The sequence below is a fragment of the Afipia sp. OHSU_II-C1 genome (assembly GCF_000497575.1).
In the GTDB taxonomy this organism is placed as follows: domain Bacteria; phylum Pseudomonadota; class Alphaproteobacteria; order Rhizobiales; family Xanthobacteraceae; genus Afipia.
Genome location: NZ_APJI01000007.1, coordinates 89508 through 106960, shown reverse-complemented (window position 1 = coordinate 106960; position 17453 = coordinate 89508). Strand labels below are relative to the sequence as shown.

Genomic DNA, 17453 nt, shown 5'->3' with positions numbered 1-17453 from the left:
TCATCTCCTCTGGAATTCGGGCGACATCAGCAGCAGCGCGAACGCCTGCTGCTTCGATTCCGCCCGCTCGATGGTTTGCCGCGTCTCGGCCGAAGCAGCGTCCCCGGCGACCACATCGAGCAGCGCGCGCGGATCGATGCTGTCGGCGATCCGCGACGAAATCTGCGACGCGATGTCGAGCCGCAGCTTGATGCCTTCAGGCGCAGCCCAGGCCGCATTGGTGTCGGCAAAACCATTCGGTCCGGCGGGCGTCCACAGCGGCTGGCCGAGAACATTCAATCCACCGAGATAACGCTGCGGGTCTTCCGGGATGCGTCCCATCATCCGCCCGGCCGCCACGAGATATTCGTACGGCATGCGGATCTTGGTCATCGGCGCCCGCCACGCCTCATCCGCATCGACCAGCGCCAGCGTCATCGCATGCAGATCGCCGCCGGTTTTCCTGAACGTGCTTTCGAGCTTCGCCACCAGCGCGGGCGGCGGGTCGTCGGCTACGAAATGGCGCGCGAATTTCGTGGCGATGAATTTTGCCGTCGCCGGATGCCGCGCGATGTCGGCAAGCGCCGCCTCGCCCTGCGCGAGGCCGGTGTCTTCATAGACCTTGCCGAGCAGCTTTTGCGGTCCCGGCTCATTGGCGTTGAAGATGAAGGTGCCGGGCGCGCCCAGCTTTGCCTGCCGTCCTGCGAAGGTCCAGCCGGTGAAGATGCGCGCCAGCGACGTCACGTCGGCCTGGGTGTAGCCGCCGTTCACGCCGAGCGTATGAAGCTCCATGATCTCGCGGGCGAGATTCTCGTTCAGGCCCTTCTTGCGGTTTTGCCCCGCGCGCGAGTCCGGCCCGATCGACTGCTGGTTGTCGAGGAAGAACAGCATCGCCGGATGCTGCTCGACCGCGCGGAGCATCTCGCCGAAGTTACCAAGCACATGCGGACGGATCGCCTCGCGCTCGAACGCCCCGGCCCACATCCGCGCCAGTTCGCCCTTGTTGGCGGAGGTGCAGAAATGATTGGACCAGAACGTCACCAGCCGTTCGACAAATCCGCACTCAGCCATGGTTGCGCGCTGAAGCCGCGCCAGCGCCTCGGCCCGGAACGTCTTCTGGATGATGTTGAGCGGCTTCGGCGGCTCCTTGGCCGGCGCGGCGTTCGGCATCGCCGGCTGCATGGCGTCGGGCGGCATCATTGCCTTGGCAGGATCGGGCTTCATATCCGTTTCGGCGGCTTTCGCCTCCCCCGGCGCAGAGGCCATCGCCTGTGCGGTTTTCGCCGCCGCTTCGCGCTGCTGCTTCACGTCCTTCTGATAATCGAACACCGCCTGTGCCAGCGCGGGCGTCGGTTGCAAACCGGGCGCATCGAGCAGCGCCGCGTTGGGCCGTCCCAGTTCCGCCTTCACGAAGCCGCGCGGATCGGAAGCTGCACTGGAAAAGTCGCTGGCCGCGCCGCCGCGCGCGCCAAATCCGAACCGGTTGAGTGCGATGAGAGCGCCTTGCGGATCACGCGCCATTGCTGGAACTCACGATTGATCTCAGAGATCGGTTAGCCGAATATGATGCGAAGTATGCGCCATGGGCGCCTAAACGTCACATGAAGGATTCGGCAGAATCGTGAACGAGACCGTGACCAAGCCACCAGTTGATCCTGCCGGGCAGCGGACGGTGAGTTGCGCGCGGTGCGGAACGGCGTTCACCTGCAACCTGTCCGGCCCCTGCTGGTGCTCGGACGAGACAGCGAAACTGCCGCTGCCCGCCGAGGGCGAGGACTGTTTGTGTCAGGCGTGTTTGCGGGCGGCGGCGGAGCGGCACGCAGCGACCTGATTCACGTCATTGCGAGCGAAGCGAAGCAATCCATTCAAATTCTCGATACAAAAGATGGATTGCTTCGTCGCCAACGCTCCTCGCAATGACGATCTTTCTGCACTACACCGCATACCCGGGCGAATTCCGCGCCATGCCACTGAAGGCATCGAGCAGCTTTTCGCGCCAGGCGTAGACCGGATCGTCTTCCTTCAGCAGCTTGAACGGGCTGGTGGCGCGTGCCCACTGGAACGGGCCGAAGACGATGTAGTCGGCATAATTCGGCGAGGTGCCACCGAGATAAGGCTGCGTCTTGAGCGTGAGCCGCATCGGATTCAGCGCGTTGCGGAATCCCTCGACCGCCTGATCGCGGTTGGATGCCGCGTCTTCCAACGTCTTGCCGAGACGCGCCTCACGGGTCTTGCGGAAATACGCCTGATCGGCCGGCCGCAGATGGGCATGAATGTCGACGGCGATCATCGGAAAAATGCCGCCAAGGACAACCGTATCGCCCCACCAGTTCAGCATCCGCCCCATGGCGCGGCCGCCCTCGCCGCCGAACAGCGACGGACGATCGGGATAGGTGTCCTCGAGATAATTCGCGATCGCCCATGAGTCGGCGACGGAGGTCTCCCCGTCGATGAACACCGGTACCTTGTCCGACTGATGCGGCGCGATGGCGTCCTTTTCGCTGAACCGCCACGGAATCGTTTCGGCCTTGATGTCCTTGTGCGCCAGCGCCATGCGCGTGCGCCAGCAGAACGGGCTGAACACACGCTCGGTTTCGGTGCCGCAGAGTTCGAACAGTTTTCGCGACGCAGCCATCGCCTCAGACCTTAACGACTGCGGCGGTCTGGCCGAACAGCACCTTCTTCTGCTCGTCGGTGAAGGTTTTGCCAAGGCTGGGGTTCACCGTCGGGCCGACCGCGTAGGCGCGCACCGTCGCGGGCCGGGCGCGGATTGCCTCGAACCAGCGCTTGAGATGCGGGAAGTCCTCGAGCTTCTGGCCCTGCCGCTCATACGGCACGATCCAGGGATAGGCGGCCATGTCCGCGATGGAATAATCGCCCGCGACAAACTCGCGATCCGCAAGCCGCTTGTTGAGCACGCCGTAAAGCCTGTTGGTTTCGTTGACATAGCGATCGATGGCGTAAGGAATTTTCTCGGGCGCATAGTTGCTGAAATGATGGTTCTGGCCGGCCATCGGGCCGAGACCGCCCATCTGCCACATCAGCCACTGGATCACATCGAAGCGCTTGCGCAGATCGGACGGCATGAACTTGCCGGTCTTCTCCGCCAGATAGATCAGGATCGCACCGGATTCGAAGATCTTCACCGGCGCGCCGCCGTCGGCGGGCTCCTGATCGATGATCGCTGGCATGCGGTTGTTCGGCGAGAATGCAAGAAACTCCGGCTTGAACTGGTCACCGGTGCCGATGTTGATCGGGTAGATCTTGTAGGCGAGGCCCGTTTCCTCGAGAAACATCGTGATCTTGTGGCCATTCGGCGTCGGCCAGTAATAGAGGTCGATCATCTTGCTATCCTTGAAATGGCGGCGTGAGGCAGTCTCGCAAAGTTAATGCGATTGCATGAACCTTGCGCTTCGCGCCTGCGAAGTCAATGCCGCGCCGCGGATATCAAGTAAATTTCATTGCCCGGAGCCGAGGCTCGTGAAAGATTTTCATCGCTTCACTCCAAACAAGAAACAGTCCCTCTCACGTCCTGACGATAGAGTTCCGGGAAAATCCCGACTCGGGATCAAGAAAGGTCGAAAATGACGAAAGAATTCGCACGGCGTGATTTCCTGAAACTTTCCACCGCAATGGGTCTCGCCGCGACAGGCGGCTTCTCATGCATGGGCATTGCGAGCGCGGCGCCGATCCAGGTGCCGACCATCGACAAGCTGTCGATCCGCGTGCTTGTCGACCAGCAGCACGACCAGTTCCTGAAAGGCTCGACCGTGAACGGCGTCGTGCACGAGGGTCCAGGCGGCGGCCGCAGTGCCGACGCACGCAATGTCCTGCACAACGAATGGGGCCTGTCGCTGTTCCTGGAATCGCAGCGCGAACAGGAACAGCGCAACATCCTGCTGGACTTCGGCTACACCTCACCCGCGATCATCAACAATATCGGCCTGCTCAAGGTCGATCCCGCGAAAATCAACGCACTGATCGTCAGCCACGGCCATATCGATCACTATGGCGGCCTGATCGGCTTTCTCGAGAAATATCGCAGCGTGCTGCCCGCCGACGTGAAGCTCTATGCCGGCGGCGAGGACAATTTCTGTCACCGCGTCAGCCGCGCATCCACTGGCCAGTTCGGCGAAGGCGGCGTGCTGGACCGCAAGCAGATCACGGCGCAGAAAGTCCAGACGGTGCTCTGCGAAACCCCGACCGTGATCGAAGGCCACGCCTTCACCACCGGCAAGATCAAGCGGAGCAGCGTCGAGAAAATCCTGCCGAACACCTTTGTCGACTACAAGCCGGAGAGCGCTGGCTGCGATTACGGCCACTACACCGCCGCCGAACTGCAAGGCAACTTCGTTCCAGACGAGCATGTCCACGAGCATGCCACCTGCTTCAACATTCGCGGCAAGGGCCTTGTGGTGATCTCATCCTGCGGCCATGTCGGCATCGTCAATTCGGTGCGGCAGGCGCAGGAAATCTCGGGCGTGCAGAAGGTTCATGCCGTGGTCGGCGGCTTCCATCTGGGGCCGGCCCCTGCGGACTACCTCAAGCAGATCGTCGGCGAGATCAAGGCGCTTCAGCCGGATGTGGTGATCCCGATGCATTGCAGCGGGTTGAACTTCCTGCTCGAAGCACGCGCGCAGATGCCGGACAGCGTGATCAACGTCTCGACCGGCAGCCGCCTGATCTTCAGCGCGTGAGCGCGCGCAGCCTCTCAGCGACATGGCGCAGGACCGGCGCGGCCATCATGGCCGCGCTGCTGTGCGGCTTTTGGGCTGCGTCTCCCGCATCGGCGCAAGGCTCAACACGCTCCGCCGCCGAGCTGATGGACGCGGTGATGTGGAATCGCGAGCCGATCGGCGGCGCGTTCACACTGAAGGACCAGACCGGAAAAATCCGCACCGATGCCGACTTCCGCGGCCAGCTCATGCTGGTCTATTTCGGTTTCACCTATTGCCCCGACATCTGCCCCACGGATCTGCAGCAGATCGGGCTGGCGATGGAGCAACTCGGCGACGACGCCAAGAACGTGCAGCCGCTGTTCATCACGCTCGATCCCGAACGCGACACGGTCGAGCATCTCGCGCAATACGTTCCGCTGTTTCATCCGCGCCTGCTCGGACTCACCGGCAGGGTCAAGGACGTGTCGCAGGCCGCAGACGCCTATAGGGTCTACTACACGCGCGTCTCAACGGGACCGAAGCCGGACGACTACACCGTCGACCATTCCGCGTTCATCTATCTGATCGACCGTGACGGAAAATATCTCGGCTTTTTTCCGCCGGGCACCGACGCCGCGAAAATGGCCGGGATGATCCGCCCGCATCTGGCCGGAAAGCCCGTGCGATAACGCGGTTCCGGAAACCCGCCTCTCCTTTCCAACAGGAACAACTGGCTTTCTCGAAGGTTCAATGCCGGGGACACATACCAACCGGAGGAACCATCATGAGGAAATTTGTTGTTTTGTTTGGTGCTGTAGCGATGCTGGCCAGCGCAACCTACGCGCAGGCGGCGGAATTCTATGTCGTTCAGGACACGTCCACAAAGAAATGCACCATCGTGGACAAGAAGCCGACAACGACAACGACGGTCGTCGTTGGCGATGGCAAGGTGTTCACGACTCGCACCGAGGCAGAGGCGGGCATGAAGACCATCAAGGTCTGCACGAACTGATCTTTTTCCGGAAGGGGACATGTGTCCCCTTCCTTTTTCCTCGAGCGAACGCGCGCCAGGACCGCAGGTGGCGCCGCTGAGGTGTGACGTCCTATTCCACCGCCGCCTTCTTCGGCTCCACGACCTCGAAGCCGGTGGAGAATTCATCGAGCATCCCGAACAGTTCGCGCAGCTTCAGCGGATTGCCGCCGACCGACACATCTCCCGTCAAAATGCTGCCGAGGAAGGTCCGTTGTTTGAGCGTGATGGCGTCGAGCGCTGCGCGGGTCAGCGTGACGCTGGCGTCGGCCTTGTCGGAGAGCTTGCCCGCTGTGTGCGTCAGCGCGGAGTTCTCCAGATTCATCACATAGGTCTGGTCGAGATCGGTGAAGGTCCAGTTGATCACGATGGTCTTGCCTTCGGCCTTCGTCGCGTTCAGCCGCACGCCCAGGAAATCGAACGCCAGATCGATGGAAATGCCTTTCAGCAATTCGGCATTCACCAGCGCGGGCGGCTGCGGGCCGACGCCACCGCGCAATTCCAGCGCGCCCAGCAGATAGGCGTTACGCCAGGTCGCCGCCTCGCTCTGATAGCCGAGCTGTTCGAGCGCATCGGCGCCGAGTTCGCGCGCGTCCCTGTTGGCGGGATCGGCGAACACCACCTTGCTCATGACGCTGGCGACCCAGCGATACTGGCCGGCCTTGTAGTCCTCGCGCGCACGTTTGATGGTCGCCTCCGCGCCGCCCATATACTCCACCTGCTTCCTGGCTTCTTCCGCACGCGGCAACGGATTGAGATCGGCAGGATTGGCATCGTACCAGCCGAGATAGAACTGATAGACCGCCTTGGCGTTGTGGCTCAGCGTGCCGTAGTAGCCGCGCGCGGCCCAGTCATTGGCCAGTGATGGCGGCAGCTTCAACTGCTCGGCGACCTCGGTCGGCGTCAGGCCGTGGTTGAGCAGACGCACGGTCTGGTCGTGGATAAACTTGTAGAGATCGCGCTGCTTTTTCAGGAACGCGACGATGCGCTCGTTCCCCCACATCGGCCAGTGATGCTGCGCGATCACCGCATCGGTCTTGTCGCCATAGCGGTCGATGGCATCGTTGATATAGCGCGACCACAGACGGCCATCGCGAATCTCCGCACCGCGGATGGTGTAGAGATTGTGCATGTTGTGGGTGGCGTCTTCCGCCATGTTCAGCAATTTGAACTGCGGAAAGTACATGATCATCTCGGACGGGGCTTCCGAGCCCGGCACCAGATGAAACTCGATCTCGACGCCATCGACCTTGCGCGTCTCGTAAGCCTGCTTGATCACATCGTTCGGCGGAATCAGCGAAATCGAGCCGCGCGCCAGCGCCTTGCCCAACCCGGTGTCGATCTGTGCCCGGTCGCCGACCGGCAACGCGCTGCCGAACTGATACTGCGCGCGGCGTGACATGGCGTTGCCGGCGATGACGTTCTCGGCCACCGCATGCTCCATGAAGCCGTCCGGCGCGATCACCTTCACCTTGCCGGTCTTGGCATCCTCCTCGGTAATGACGCCCTTGGCGCCGCCGAAGTGATCGGCATGGCTGTGGGTGTAGATCACCGCCGCGACCGGCTTCGCCGGCCGGTTCTTCAGATACAGATCGAGCGCGGCCTTCGCGGTCTCGTTGGACAGCAGCGGATCGATCAGGATCAGGCCGCTGTCGCCTTCGATGATGGTCATATTGGCGATGTCGAGCCCGCGCACCTGATAGACACGCTCGGTCACCTTGAAGAGGCCGTTGATGGCGTTGAGCTGCGCCTGCCGCCACAGGCTGGGGTTGACCGTGGCCGGGACCTGATCGCTTTTCAGGAAATCGTATTGTTTTGTGTTGAACGCCGGCTTGTCGCCGAGGCCGGGGACTATGCCATCCGGCAGTGTCGCGATGAAACCGCGCTTCGCATCCTCAAAATCCGCGCGGTCATTGAAGGGCAGCGTCTTGAGGAAGGTGTCGTTGACGGCGCGGCTGGCGGGTTCGGCATCCTTGGACTGAGCGAGCGACGGCGAAGTCGGCGCAATGGCGAACAACGCGGCAGCCAGCAGGCTGGCGGTGCATTTATACGGCATGTGACCTCCCGGACTGTCACGCGGTTCTCGGCACTGCCCGCGCGTTAGTTCCAGCCTATCAGGGGACATGCGTAAGTTTCATCGCAAACTTCATCCCATGCGCCGAAGAAAATGCCCTTTTCTCTCCGCACTCCGCGCCCCATATTCCGCTCATGGCGAAGAACCCCGATTCCGCGAAGCCTCCCAAAACCCCGAAATCGAAAGCCCATCGTCCCGATGTGCAGCCGATCGGCCCTGCGCTGGCGGAGCTTTTGAACCCGGCGATCAACCGCGGCGATGCGGGCATGGGATCGGGCACCGGCTTGCAGCCGCCGCCGGACAATTCCAAGGACCGCCGTTCCGGCGGCGAGGCGGCGATCCATCGCGCGCGCAAATCGACGCCGAAGGATTTCGTCGAGGGCGAGCCCCGCCCGACCCCGCTCCAGCCCGCTCCGCAGCCACCCGGTGCGAGCCGCGGATTCGACGAAGCCCCGCAGGCCAATTACGGCACCAGCGCGCCGATCCCGACCCTCGATCCCGAACTGGCAAAGCAGCTCGGCTACGATGTCGACGATGACGACTCGTTCCGCCCCGCGCGCAACAAGATGGAATCGCTGGGTGTGCAGGCGACCGCCGACGCGCTGGAAAACCTGATCCGCGACGGCCGTCCCGAATTTCGCAAGAATGACGGCTCGCTGAAGGTCTGGACACCGCATCGCCCGCCCCGCCCGGAGAAATCCGAAGGCGGCGTGCGCTTTGAACTCAAGTCCGCCTATGAGCCGAAGGGCGACCAGCCGACCGCGATCAAGGAACTGGTCGAAGGCATCCAGCGCAACGACCGCACCCAGGTGCTGCTCGGCGTCACCGGCTCGGGCAAGACCTACACCATGGCGAAGGTGATCGAGGCCACGCAGCGCCCCGCGATCATCCTTGCGCCCAACAAGACGCTGGCGGCGCAGCTCTACGGCGAGTTCAAGAACTTCTTCCCCGACAACGCGGTGGAGTACTTCGTCTCGTACTACGACTACTACCAGCCCGAGGCCTACGTGCCGCGCACCGACACCTATATCGAGAAAGATTCCTCGATCAATGAGCAGATCGACCGGATGCGCCACTCGGCGACGCGCGCGCTGCTGGAGCGCGACGACGTCATCATCGTCGCCTCGGTGTCATGCATCTACGGTATCGGCTCGGTCGAGACCTACACCGCGATGACTTTCGCGATGAAGCGCGGCGAGCGGATCGACCAGCGCCAGCTCATCGCCGATCTCGTGGCACTTCAATACAAGCGCACCTCGGCGGATTTCACCCGCGGCACCTTCCGCGTGCGCGGCGACACGCTCGACATTTTCCCGGCGCACTACGAAGACCGCGCCTGGCGCGTGAACATGTTCGGCGACACCATCGAGAGCATCGAGGAGTTCGATCCGCTCACCGGCCACAAGCAGGACGAGCTTGAGTTCATCAAGATCTACGCCAACTCGCACTATGTCACGCCGCGGCCGACGCTGATCCAGGCCATCAAGGGCATCAAGAGCGAGCTGAAATGGCGGCTCGACCAGTTGAACGCGCAGGGCCGTCTGCTCGAAGCGCAGCGCCTCGAACAACGCACCACCTTCGATCTGGAAATGATGGAAGCGACCGGAAGCTGCGCCGGCATCGAAAACTATTCGCGCTATCTCACCGGCCGCAAGCCGGGCGAGCCGCCGCCGACGCTGTTTGAATATGTGCCGGACAACGCGCTGGTGTTCGCGGACGAAAGCCATGTCAGCGTGCCGCAGATCGGCGCGATGTTCAAAGGCGACTTCCGCCGCAAGGCGACGCTGGCCGAATACGGCTTCCGCCTGCCCTCCTGCATGGACAACCGCCCGCTGCGCTTTGAAGAGTGGGACATGATGCGCCCCCAATCGATCGCGGTGTCGGCGACGCCAGGCTCGTGGGAATTGAACGAGAGCGGCGGCGTGTTCGTCGAACAGGTGATCCGGCCGACCGGACTCATTGACCCGCCGGTCAATATCCGCCCCGCCCGCACGCAGGTGGACGATCTGGTCGGCGAGGTCCGCGCAACCGCGCAGGCCGGCTATCGCTCGCTGATCACCGTGCTGACCAAACGCATGGCGGAAGATCTCACCGAATACCTCCACGAGCAGGGCATCCGTGTCCGCTACATGCACTCGGATATCGACACCATCGAGCGCATCGAGATCATCCGCGATCTTCGCTTGGGTGCGTTCGACGCGCTGGTCGGCATCAATCTGCTGCGCGAAGGTCTCGACATTCCCGAATGCGCGCTTGTCGCGATCCTCGATGCCGACAAGGAAGGCTTCCTTCGTTCGGAAACATCGCTGATCCAGACCATCGGCCGCGCCGCGCGCAATGTCGACGGCAAGGTCATTCTCTACGCCGACCAGATCACCGGCTCGATGGAGCGCGCCATCGCCGAGACCGACCGCCGCCGCGAGAAGCAGGTCGAATACAACACCGCCCACGGCATCACGCCGGAGAGCATCAAGCGCGACATTGGCGACATTCTCGGAAGCGTCTATGAGCGCGACCATGTACTGGTGGAAATCGGCGACGGCGGCATGGCCGACGACGCTGTCGCCATCGGCCATAACTTCGAGGCGGTGCTGGCCGATCTCGAAACCCGGATGCGCGAAGCTGCCGCCGACCTCAACTTCGAGGAAGCCGCGCGTTTGCGCGACGAGGTCAAGCGCCTGCGCGCCACTGAGCTGGCCGTGGTGGACGATCCGACCATCAAGCAGCGCGGCGTCGCGGCGAAAGCCGGCGCCTACGCCGGCAAGAAAAAGTACGGCGACGCCGCGAATTTGCCGGCGCAACTTGACAAGGCGGCGGCGAAAATGAAATCGCGCGCGCGAAAGCCGACGCTGGACGAGATGGGTCCGGGGATGGAAAGCAAGATTTTCCAGCCCACCAACTCACGCCAGTCCGGGCCCGAATTCTCAGGCCGCTCCACCGGCGGCGCGCCGGGCAAGCGCGGCGGATGGAAGAAGCGGTAGTGAACTTCGCGCACTGCGGCGGCATGGCGGTTGCGGGTTCCATCTCCATATAAGCGGCACCATCCCGCCTGCCTGTCGCGCTGGACGCTGCTCCGGCGCATCCTTCCCGACCGCCCGCTTCCAGTCCGAGAGTCCCAATGACACCTCTGTCCATCCTCGACCTTGTGCGCGTCACCGAAGAAACCGACGCGCGCGGCGCGCTCGATAACGCCCGCGATCTCGCGTCACACGCCGAGAGATGGGGTTATCGCCGCATCTGGGTCGCGGAGCATCACAACATGGCCGGAATTGCCAGCGCGGCAACTTCGGTCGTGCTGGCCCATATTGCCGCCGGAACGAAGACCATCCGCGTCGGCGCAGGCGGCATCATGCTGCCGAACCATGCGCCCTATGTCATCGCCGAGCAGTTCGGAACACTGGAGCGGCTGTTTCCCGGACGCATCGATCTTGGGCTCGGCCGTGCGCCGGGGACCGATCAACTCACGCTGCGCGCGTTGCGGCGCTCGCCCGAAGCTGCCGACAATTTTCCGCAGGACGTGCTGGAGGTGCAGGCCTTTTTAGCGCCGGCCGGTCCGGGCCAGCGCATCCAGGCGGTGCCCGCAGCCGGCACGAACGTGCCGCTGTGGATTCTCGGGTCGAGCCATTTCGGCGCGATGCTCGCCGCCGAACTCGGGCTGCCTTATGCGTTCGCGTCCCATTTCGCGCCCGGCGAATTGCTCCCCGCGCTGGAGATTTACCGCAGCCGCTTCAAGCCGTCCGAACAGCTCGACCGGCCGTACGCCATGGTCGGTGTCAACGTGATCGCAGCCGAGAGCGACGGTGAAGCACGGCGGCTCGCCACGACACAGCAGATGTCCTTCACCAATCTCCTGCGCGGCACCCGCAGCCTCAGCCAGCCGCCCATCGACGACATCGAGACCTATTGGTCGCCGCCTGAAAAGGCGCAGGCCATGCGGATGCTGGCGCGCTCGATCGTCGGATCACCTGCGACGGTCCGCAGCGGGATCGATGCGCTGGTGAAAGAAACCGCCGCCGACGAGCTGATCGTCGTCTCCGACATCTATGACCATCCAACACGCCTGAGGTCGTTTGAGATGATCGCCGAAGCAACCCGTTAACGCCCATCCGATCGCAGATTTGCAATCCCCCCTCAGCGCCTGCTAGGTCATCATCCAGATTTTCTGCATGTGACCTATCTGAGTAAGACCTGGGGGACTGACCAAATGGCCGACGCCGATCTGGATGCGATCATCCGGCAGCTTGCGAAGCAGCAGCAAAAGACTCTGACCGCCGCCGTGAAGAAGCAGCGGGACCATTACGCCGCCCGCGCCGCCAAGGCGAAGGACGGGACGGCGAAGCAGCTCAACAGGCAGCTTGCGAAGGACGCGCTGGAGATCGGCACGGCGACCGTGAAGCGGCTGCAGATGTCGGCGGACAACGCCGCCTACAGCCACGCGCGGTCGATGCGCCAGGCCACCGAAGCGGCCAAGGCTGTCGCTGCGAAAGCGGCAAAAGAGGTGAAGGCAGACAAGCCAAAGAAATCTTCGAAGAAGACGGCAAAGAAACCATCGGTGAAATGAAAGAGCCGGGGAAATCCCCGGCCTCAGCACCTGCGCCAGACATCACAAATTACGCCGCCGACGTTTTCGTCGCCACGCTTTTTTGTTTCGTCTTCAGTTCGCACCGCGTCATCGCGGGCTCTCCGAGAAATCTCGGTGCGCCGGACTGGACGTCTTGAAGCGATCATGCTGTCTCTGGTTAAGGACAGCGGTCCCTTCGTCCCGTCGGGAGCTGGAGTGATACTAGCACCGGACGCAATTCTGTCTATCCCGAACGTCGATGCGCTCGCCGTCAGGCAGCGACAACCTTGCTGACCTGAATTGTCTCATCTAGACAACAGGCTGTCGCAGCGGCGCTGCGTGTTCCCTCTGCCGCGCTGAAGACACGACGCATCATTTCCGCCAAAGCACGAACGCAAATCGATGAATGTGATTTCCTCCATTACTTATGACGACTTCGCCAAGGTCGATCTCCGCGTCGGGCGTGTTCTTGAGGTTCAGCCGTTTCCAAAGGCGCGCAATCCGTCGTGGAAGGTACGCGTCGATCTCGGTGAGCTTGGCGAGAAATGGTCGAGCGCGCAGATCACAAATTACACGGCGGAGCAGTTGACTGGTTCGCTGGTGGTTTGCGTCTGCAACTTTCCTCCGCGCAACATTGCGGGCTTCATGTCCGAGGTGCTGATCCTCGGCGCACCGGATGCCGGCGGCAAGATCATCCTGCTGTCGCCGCGCAGGGACGACTCCGGCCACGGCATCGTCTCGCCCGGCGCGAAGGTGTACTGACGCGCATGGCGCGCCTACTTCGCCAGCACGCGCGCGAGTTCGATCAGATTGGTTGAGATCGGCTTGGTGCGTCCGGCAATCTCGGCCAGCGGCGTGCGCGCGATCTCCCCGCGCTGCTCGCCGATCAGCACGCCCGACACGCCTTCCGCCAGCGACGTCAGCGCCGCGACGCCAAGCCGCGTCGCCAGCAGCCGGTCGAACGCCGTGGGCGGCGCGCCACGCACGACATGGCCGAGCACGGTGGCGCGCAGTTCGAATCCGGCCATACCCCGGTTGCTTTCGAAGTACGTCAGGATATGCGCGGCATTCTCCTTGACGCCTTCGGCGATCACCACGATCGCATGGGTCTTGCCGCGTTCATAAGCCGCCCGCAGCCGTTCCGCGATCTCGAACGACGACACTTCGAATTCCGGTGTCGAGATCACCTCGGCGCCGCCGGCGAGGCCCGCCATCATGGCGAGATAGCCGCAGTTGCGCCCCATGGTCTCGACCAGGAACGCGCGGGTGTGCGACGAGCCCGTGGTGCGCAGATTGTCGATCGCGCCCACCGTGACGTTGATCGCGGTGTCGCAGCCGATGGTGACATCGGTGCCGTAAAGATCATTGTCGATGGTCGAGGCGATGCCGACCACGGGAAAGCCGAGGCCATGCAGCGCGGCGGAGCCGGTCTGGGAGCCGTTGCCGCCGATCACCACCAGCGCATCGATGCCCCGCGTCGCCAGATTGCGCAGCGCTTTCGAACGGCCGCCTTCCTCGCGGAATTCCTTCGAGCGGGCACTGCCGAGAAATGTCCCGCCGATCTGGATGATGCCGCCGACATCGCGCGCGCTGAGCCGGGTCATGCGATCGTCGATCAGGCCCTGCCAGCCTTCACGCACACCGTAGACCGCGATGTCGCGATTGAGCGCGCTGCGCGTCACCGCACGGATCGCCGCATTCATGCCGGGGGCGTCGCCGCCGCTGGTCAGGATCGCAATTGCTTTCATGAAATGTGCCCCGTGAACCGGATCACGCGAACTTATGATGCCATCGGCGGAACGTCCATCCATGCGGCTATGGACGTGAGGCTGGATGTCCCTGCTCTCATGCCGGCCTGCGCCTGCTGGCGTTCTTGTTTGCGTGATCGCCCTCCGGAACAGGCGGAATGGCGTCGGTCATGCGATCCTCCTTTAGGAGGACAATGCACGTTGCGGGCAACCGTTCCTGATTTTCCAGTTCCGTAGTAAGGTCAGACCGCCCAGACGAGACATCACGGTCCGAACAATGACACTCATGAGATTCATGTCCGGCGTTCTGCTGATCTGCGCTCTGGCCGTTACCAGCGCCAACGCCGCAAAGAAGGCCGACAAGCCCGCCAGACCGGCGGAGCCGATGGCGCAGGATACCTCGCTCAACAATGTGAAGGAGGCACCCGCCGCCCCGTCGCTAGCCTGCGAAGGATCGTTCGCGAAGGACGCGACGCATGCGAAGCTGGTCACCGAGTTCGGCACGAAGCACGTCGCATTCAAGGACGTCGAGGTCACGAGCGGTGTCCTGACCAAGGCAACCGTCATTTTCGACGATGATCCAACCCGGCGCCTGGTGATCTACTGGAAGGACGACAAGACCCGCTCCAGACCCGCGTCCATCGTTGTCGAAGCACCCTCGACGTGGACCGGTCCGGGTGGCGTACGCAATGGCCTGTGGTTGAAAGACCTCGAGAAGCTCAACGGCGATGCCTTCAGCGTGACCGGCTTTGGCGGTATCGGCGGCGGCGAAGCATCGAAACTCGGCGGTCCGTTCGTCAACCTGCCGGGAGACTGCACGCTGACGATCCGTTTCGAGCCCGGCATTGCCCGTCCGCTGCCGCCACGCTTCGCGTCGGTGACGGGCGACCAGCTCATTGTCTCGAAAAATCTGATCCTGCGCCGGGTGCGTCCACAGGTTTCGCAGTGGAGCGTGAACTACCGGTAAATTCCGGATGCCGCGGCCGTCAGCACGCCGCGGATACCGTTGCGAAAATCGTCGGCACATTGGAGAGACTTCGTTAAACCTCGCATCGCATGCGGCTTGATCCTCATCGGGTTCCCTCTTACGGAACCCGCCAGCTTGGGGGAGAGAAACGCAATGAACAGTCAACAGTCCGAACAATGTGTGCGGACTTTCATCGACGCCTTCTATGCCGGTGACGCGGCACGTATGGAGCAATGCTGCGACGACGCGTTTACATCCCTCACCCACGCGCCGGTCGAGGTTTTTCCGCATCTCGGCCTCAAGCAGGGCAAGGCATGGATCGCGAAGGCCATCCAGATCCAGCACGAGCGCTATTCCAGCAGGCGCCACATCATCGATTTTGTCGTCGCGAATGAAACGCACGGCGCTGCCTTCGTGCAGGCGACGCTTACCAAGCGCAGCGATCAGCGCATCGTGCGGCTCAACGTCGGCGAGTTCTTCAAGCTCCGCGAAGGCCGCATCGTCGAATATCACTCGCTGTTCGATTCCTTCGACCTGGTGCAGCAGTTGATCGGCGACGATCTGACCGGCGAGTTCGCCGTCCGGGTCAAAAACGCGATGCGGCAATAGTCGGCCGCCGCGCGGGCTCACCGCGCCGCCGAGACGCCGAGCTCCCGCACCAGCCCGAACCACAGCGCGGTCAGTTCGCGCGCCGCAGGGTCCTTGTTCGGCTTCAGCCGGACGGCGGTGTGCACCAGCACGAGCTTCGACGCCGGATCGACGAAGATCGCCTGACCGTTGGTTCCGAGCATCGCGAACATCCGGCGCTTGGCCGGCATGATCCAGGTCTGGTAGCCATAACCATAGAACGGCGTCGCCACGCGCGGCGCACGAAACGAACCTTCAGGCGCAGTGGTCGCTTCGATCACCCATGCTTCCGGAATGACACCGCCGCCGTCCCTGGCGAGCAGAAGGCCGAAGCGCGCATAGTCGCGCAGCCGCGCGGCAAGACAGCAATAGGCCTGCTCCTGGTTGTGGCCGTCGACCGTCCAGCTTGCCTCGTCCTCCGCGCCCATCGGCTTCCAGATTTTCTCGGACAGATAATCGGACAGGCGCTTGCCGGTTGCCGCCATCAGCACGAGGCCGAGGGTTTCGGTTTGCGATCCGGCATAGGCGAATTTCGTTTCAGGCGGCGCAGCGCGGGTGTTGTAACGGCGCAGCAGGTTGGCGGCGTCCGGCAGGTCGGACCGGCGCAGGTCGCGGCTGAAAGCGAAGGCATCGTCGGTGCCGTCGTATCGTTCCGAAAACTCGACGCCCGCACTCATGGTCAGAAGCGCGCGCAGCGTGGTCTGGCCGTAGGCGCTGCCCTTCATCGCCGGCACATAGTCCTGCGCCTTGTCTTCGATGGAGCGGATCTTGCCCTCCTTGATGGCGATCCCCACCAGCATCGCCACCATGGTTTTCACCATCGAGTTCGACAGCAGCCGATCGGTGTCGCGCCGTCCGTACTGATAGCGCTCCAACAGGATGGTCGAATCCCGCGCGATCAGCAGCCCCGTTGTGGGATGCCGCGCAAGGTACTGGTCGATGGTGCGGCGCTCGCCGTCGAAGTCATAGGACCACGAAGCGCGATCGCAATCGCGCGCCAGTGGCGAAGGGGTCGCGGGCGGCAAGACCGCGTGAGCCGGGAGCAGTTTGTCGAAATTGCTGAAGGTCGCGACCATGCGGTCCTGCCGCCGGCGGTCGGCGATGGTGCCGAGGGGATAGTTCTCGGCGGCGCCATAGGCTTCGGCATCCGGGCCCGAACGGGAGAACGACGGCTCGCAGGCGGCCTTCGCCGACCCTGCCGCGCCAATAACCAGCAGCGTACACACACATGCGGCCGCACGCAGCCGATCCAGAGCGGATGAAAATCTCATCGGTCTTCCGAAGGTTTGCTGAAAAGTCCTTGGTGCTTATGCGCCGAGGATGGCGCGGGACGGTCCGGCGTTCAAGCCGGTGATCCGGCGTTGCGGATGAACCCGCCAGCCCTTGCGAGCGACGAACCGATATCCGGGACCTGGCCCCGGATCACGGGGGACATGATGAAGACAATTATTCTCGCGGCTTTGGGGACGGTGGTCGGCCTCGTTCTGGGCGTCGCCGCAGGTATTCTGGCCGGCATCGGCTGGGTCAGCATCTTCAAGACCAGCGACTTTGAGGGCTACAGCGGGATGCTGGTGTTCTTTACCTTTGCCCCGGCTGGCGCCCTGCTCGGCGGACTGACCGGTGCGATATGGGCCGCTTATGCCGCGTCCCGCACCCGCCTTCGGATGGAAAATGACACCTGAGGCCGGATTTGCGTCCTCGAGATCCTGATGACGTTTTGTGCTTTTTACACGCGGCGATTGAAATTTGAGCTGAACCCGCGTTTTCGGCATTTGTGCATTGCAATATCGCAAGTTGTCAAACGGCCGA

Annotated in this window: 17 protein-coding genes; 11 read left to right on the top strand and 6 right to left on the bottom strand. The window is 62.9% G+C overall.

Annotation, left to right across the window (positions count from 1 at the left end; all coding sequences use genetic code 11):
- Positions 1 to 1500, bottom strand: coding sequence for a DUF1800 family protein (locus tag I554_RS0108735; protein WP_024577772.1), 1500 nt, complete (start codon positions 1498 to 1500; stop codon positions 1 to 3).
- A 100-nt stretch (positions 1501 to 1600) separates the two neighbouring features.
- Between I554_RS0108735 and I554_RS27570 the strand changes: the two genes are divergently transcribed.
- On the top strand, positions 1601 to 1810 hold the full coding sequence (locus I554_RS27570; protein ID WP_081710754.1) for a cysteine-rich CWC family protein: 210 nt from the start codon (positions 1601 to 1603) through the stop codon (positions 1808 to 1810).
- A 102-nt stretch (positions 1811 to 1912) separates the two neighbouring features.
- On the opposite strand, the gene I554_RS0108730 is transcribed toward I554_RS27570, so the two are convergent.
- Both I554_RS0108730 and I554_RS0108725 read right to left on the bottom strand, forming a co-directional pair.
- A complete protein-coding gene (locus I554_RS0108730) occupies positions 1913 to 2614 on the bottom strand; it encodes a glutathione S-transferase family protein (RefSeq protein ID WP_024577771.1) in 702 nt (233 codons plus the stop codon).
- 4 nt (positions 2615 to 2618) lie between these two features.
- Positions 2619 to 3323 (bottom strand): glutathione binding-like protein, encoded by a 705-nt coding sequence (locus tag I554_RS0108725; protein ID WP_024577770.1) that lies wholly within the window; start codon positions 3321 to 3323, stop codon positions 2619 to 2621.
- Between the two features lie 240 nt (positions 3324 to 3563).
- Here I554_RS0108725 and I554_RS0108720 point away from each other — a divergent pair, with 240 nt between their 5' ends.
- The 3 genes from I554_RS0108720 to I554_RS0108710 all read left to right on the top strand — a co-directional run bounded on the left by I554_RS0108720 (position 3564) and on the right by I554_RS0108710 (position 5649).
- Positions 3564 to 4676: an MBL fold metallo-hydrolase gene (locus I554_RS0108720; protein ID WP_024577769.1), complete on the top strand. Its 1113-nt coding sequence runs from the start codon at positions 3564 to 3566 to the stop codon at positions 4674 to 4676.
- Positions 4677 to 4723: 47 nt separating this feature from the next.
- A complete protein-coding gene (locus I554_RS0108715) occupies positions 4724 to 5326 on the top strand; it encodes an SCO family protein (RefSeq protein ID WP_029659770.1) in 603 nt (200 codons plus the stop codon).
- Between the two features lie 95 nt (positions 5327 to 5421).
- Positions 5422 to 5649 carry a hypothetical protein gene (locus tag I554_RS0108710; RefSeq protein ID WP_024577767.1) on the top strand — a complete coding sequence of 76 codons (228 nt, stop codon included), beginning with the start codon at positions 5422 to 5424 and terminating at the stop codon, positions 5647 to 5649.
- Between the two features lie 91 nt (positions 5650 to 5740).
- Here I554_RS0108710 and I554_RS0108705 read toward each other — a convergent pair whose 3' ends face one another.
- Positions 5741 to 7723 (bottom strand): alkyl sulfatase dimerization domain-containing protein, encoded by a 1983-nt coding sequence (locus tag I554_RS0108705; RefSeq protein ID WP_024577766.1) that lies wholly within the window; start codon positions 7721 to 7723, stop codon positions 5741 to 5743.
- Between the two features lie 152 nt (positions 7724 to 7875).
- Here I554_RS0108705 and uvrB point away from each other — a divergent pair, with 152 nt between their 5' ends.
- The 4 genes from uvrB (at position 7876) to I554_RS0108685 (ending at position 13064) form a co-directional block, all read left to right on the top strand.
- Complete coding sequence (uvrB, locus tag I554_RS0108700) at positions 7876 to 10722, top strand: excinuclease ABC subunit UvrB (RefSeq protein ID WP_029659771.1); 2847 nt, start codon at positions 7876 to 7878, stop codon at positions 10720 to 10722.
- 137 nt (positions 10723 to 10859) lie between these two features.
- Positions 10860 to 11840 carry an LLM class flavin-dependent oxidoreductase gene (locus I554_RS0108695; RefSeq protein WP_029659772.1) on the top strand — a complete coding sequence of 327 codons (981 nt, stop codon included), beginning with the start codon at positions 10860 to 10862 and terminating at the stop codon, positions 11838 to 11840.
- A 105-nt stretch (positions 11841 to 11945) separates the two neighbouring features.
- Complete coding sequence (locus tag I554_RS0108690; RefSeq protein WP_029659773.1) at positions 11946 to 12302, top strand: hypothetical protein; 357 nt, start codon at positions 11946 to 11948, stop codon at positions 12300 to 12302.
- 402 nt (positions 12303 to 12704) lie between these two features.
- Positions 12705 to 13064: a tRNA-binding protein gene (locus tag I554_RS0108685; protein WP_024577764.1), complete on the top strand. Its 360-nt coding sequence runs from the start codon at positions 12705 to 12707 to the stop codon at positions 13062 to 13064.
- A 14-nt stretch (positions 13065 to 13078) separates the two neighbouring features.
- Here I554_RS0108685 and I554_RS0108680 read toward each other — a convergent pair whose 3' ends face one another.
- On the bottom strand, positions 13079 to 14050 hold the full coding sequence (locus I554_RS0108680) for an ATP-dependent 6-phosphofructokinase (protein WP_024577763.1): 972 nt from the start codon (positions 14048 to 14050) through the stop codon (positions 13079 to 13081).
- A gap of 295 nt (positions 14051 to 14345) precedes the next feature.
- Here I554_RS0108680 and I554_RS0108675 point away from each other — a divergent pair, with 295 nt between their 5' ends.
- Complete coding sequence (locus tag I554_RS0108675) at positions 14346 to 15017, top strand: hypothetical protein (protein ID WP_244432732.1); 672 nt, start codon at positions 14346 to 14348, stop codon at positions 15015 to 15017.
- A 153-nt stretch (positions 15018 to 15170) separates the two neighbouring features.
- The gene (locus I554_RS0108670) at positions 15171 to 15626 is read left to right on the top strand and encodes a nuclear transport factor 2 family protein (protein ID WP_024577761.1); all 456 of its coding nucleotides are present in this window, start codon (positions 15171 to 15173) and stop codon (positions 15624 to 15626) included.
- 17 nt (positions 15627 to 15643) lie between these two features.
- Here the strand turns inward: I554_RS0108670 and I554_RS0108665 are convergent, their stop codons facing one another.
- On the bottom strand, positions 15644 to 16915 hold the full coding sequence (locus tag I554_RS0108665) for a serine hydrolase (protein WP_024577760.1): 1272 nt from the start codon (positions 16913 to 16915) through the stop codon (positions 15644 to 15646).
- A gap of 165 nt (positions 16916 to 17080) precedes the next feature.
- On the opposite strand from I554_RS0108665, the gene I554_RS0108660 reads away from it, so the two are divergent.
- Positions 17081 to 17326, top strand: coding sequence for a hypothetical protein (locus tag I554_RS0108660; protein WP_024577759.1), 246 nt, complete (start codon positions 17081 to 17083; stop codon positions 17324 to 17326).
- The last annotated feature ends 127 nt before the right edge of the window (positions 17327 to 17453 follow it).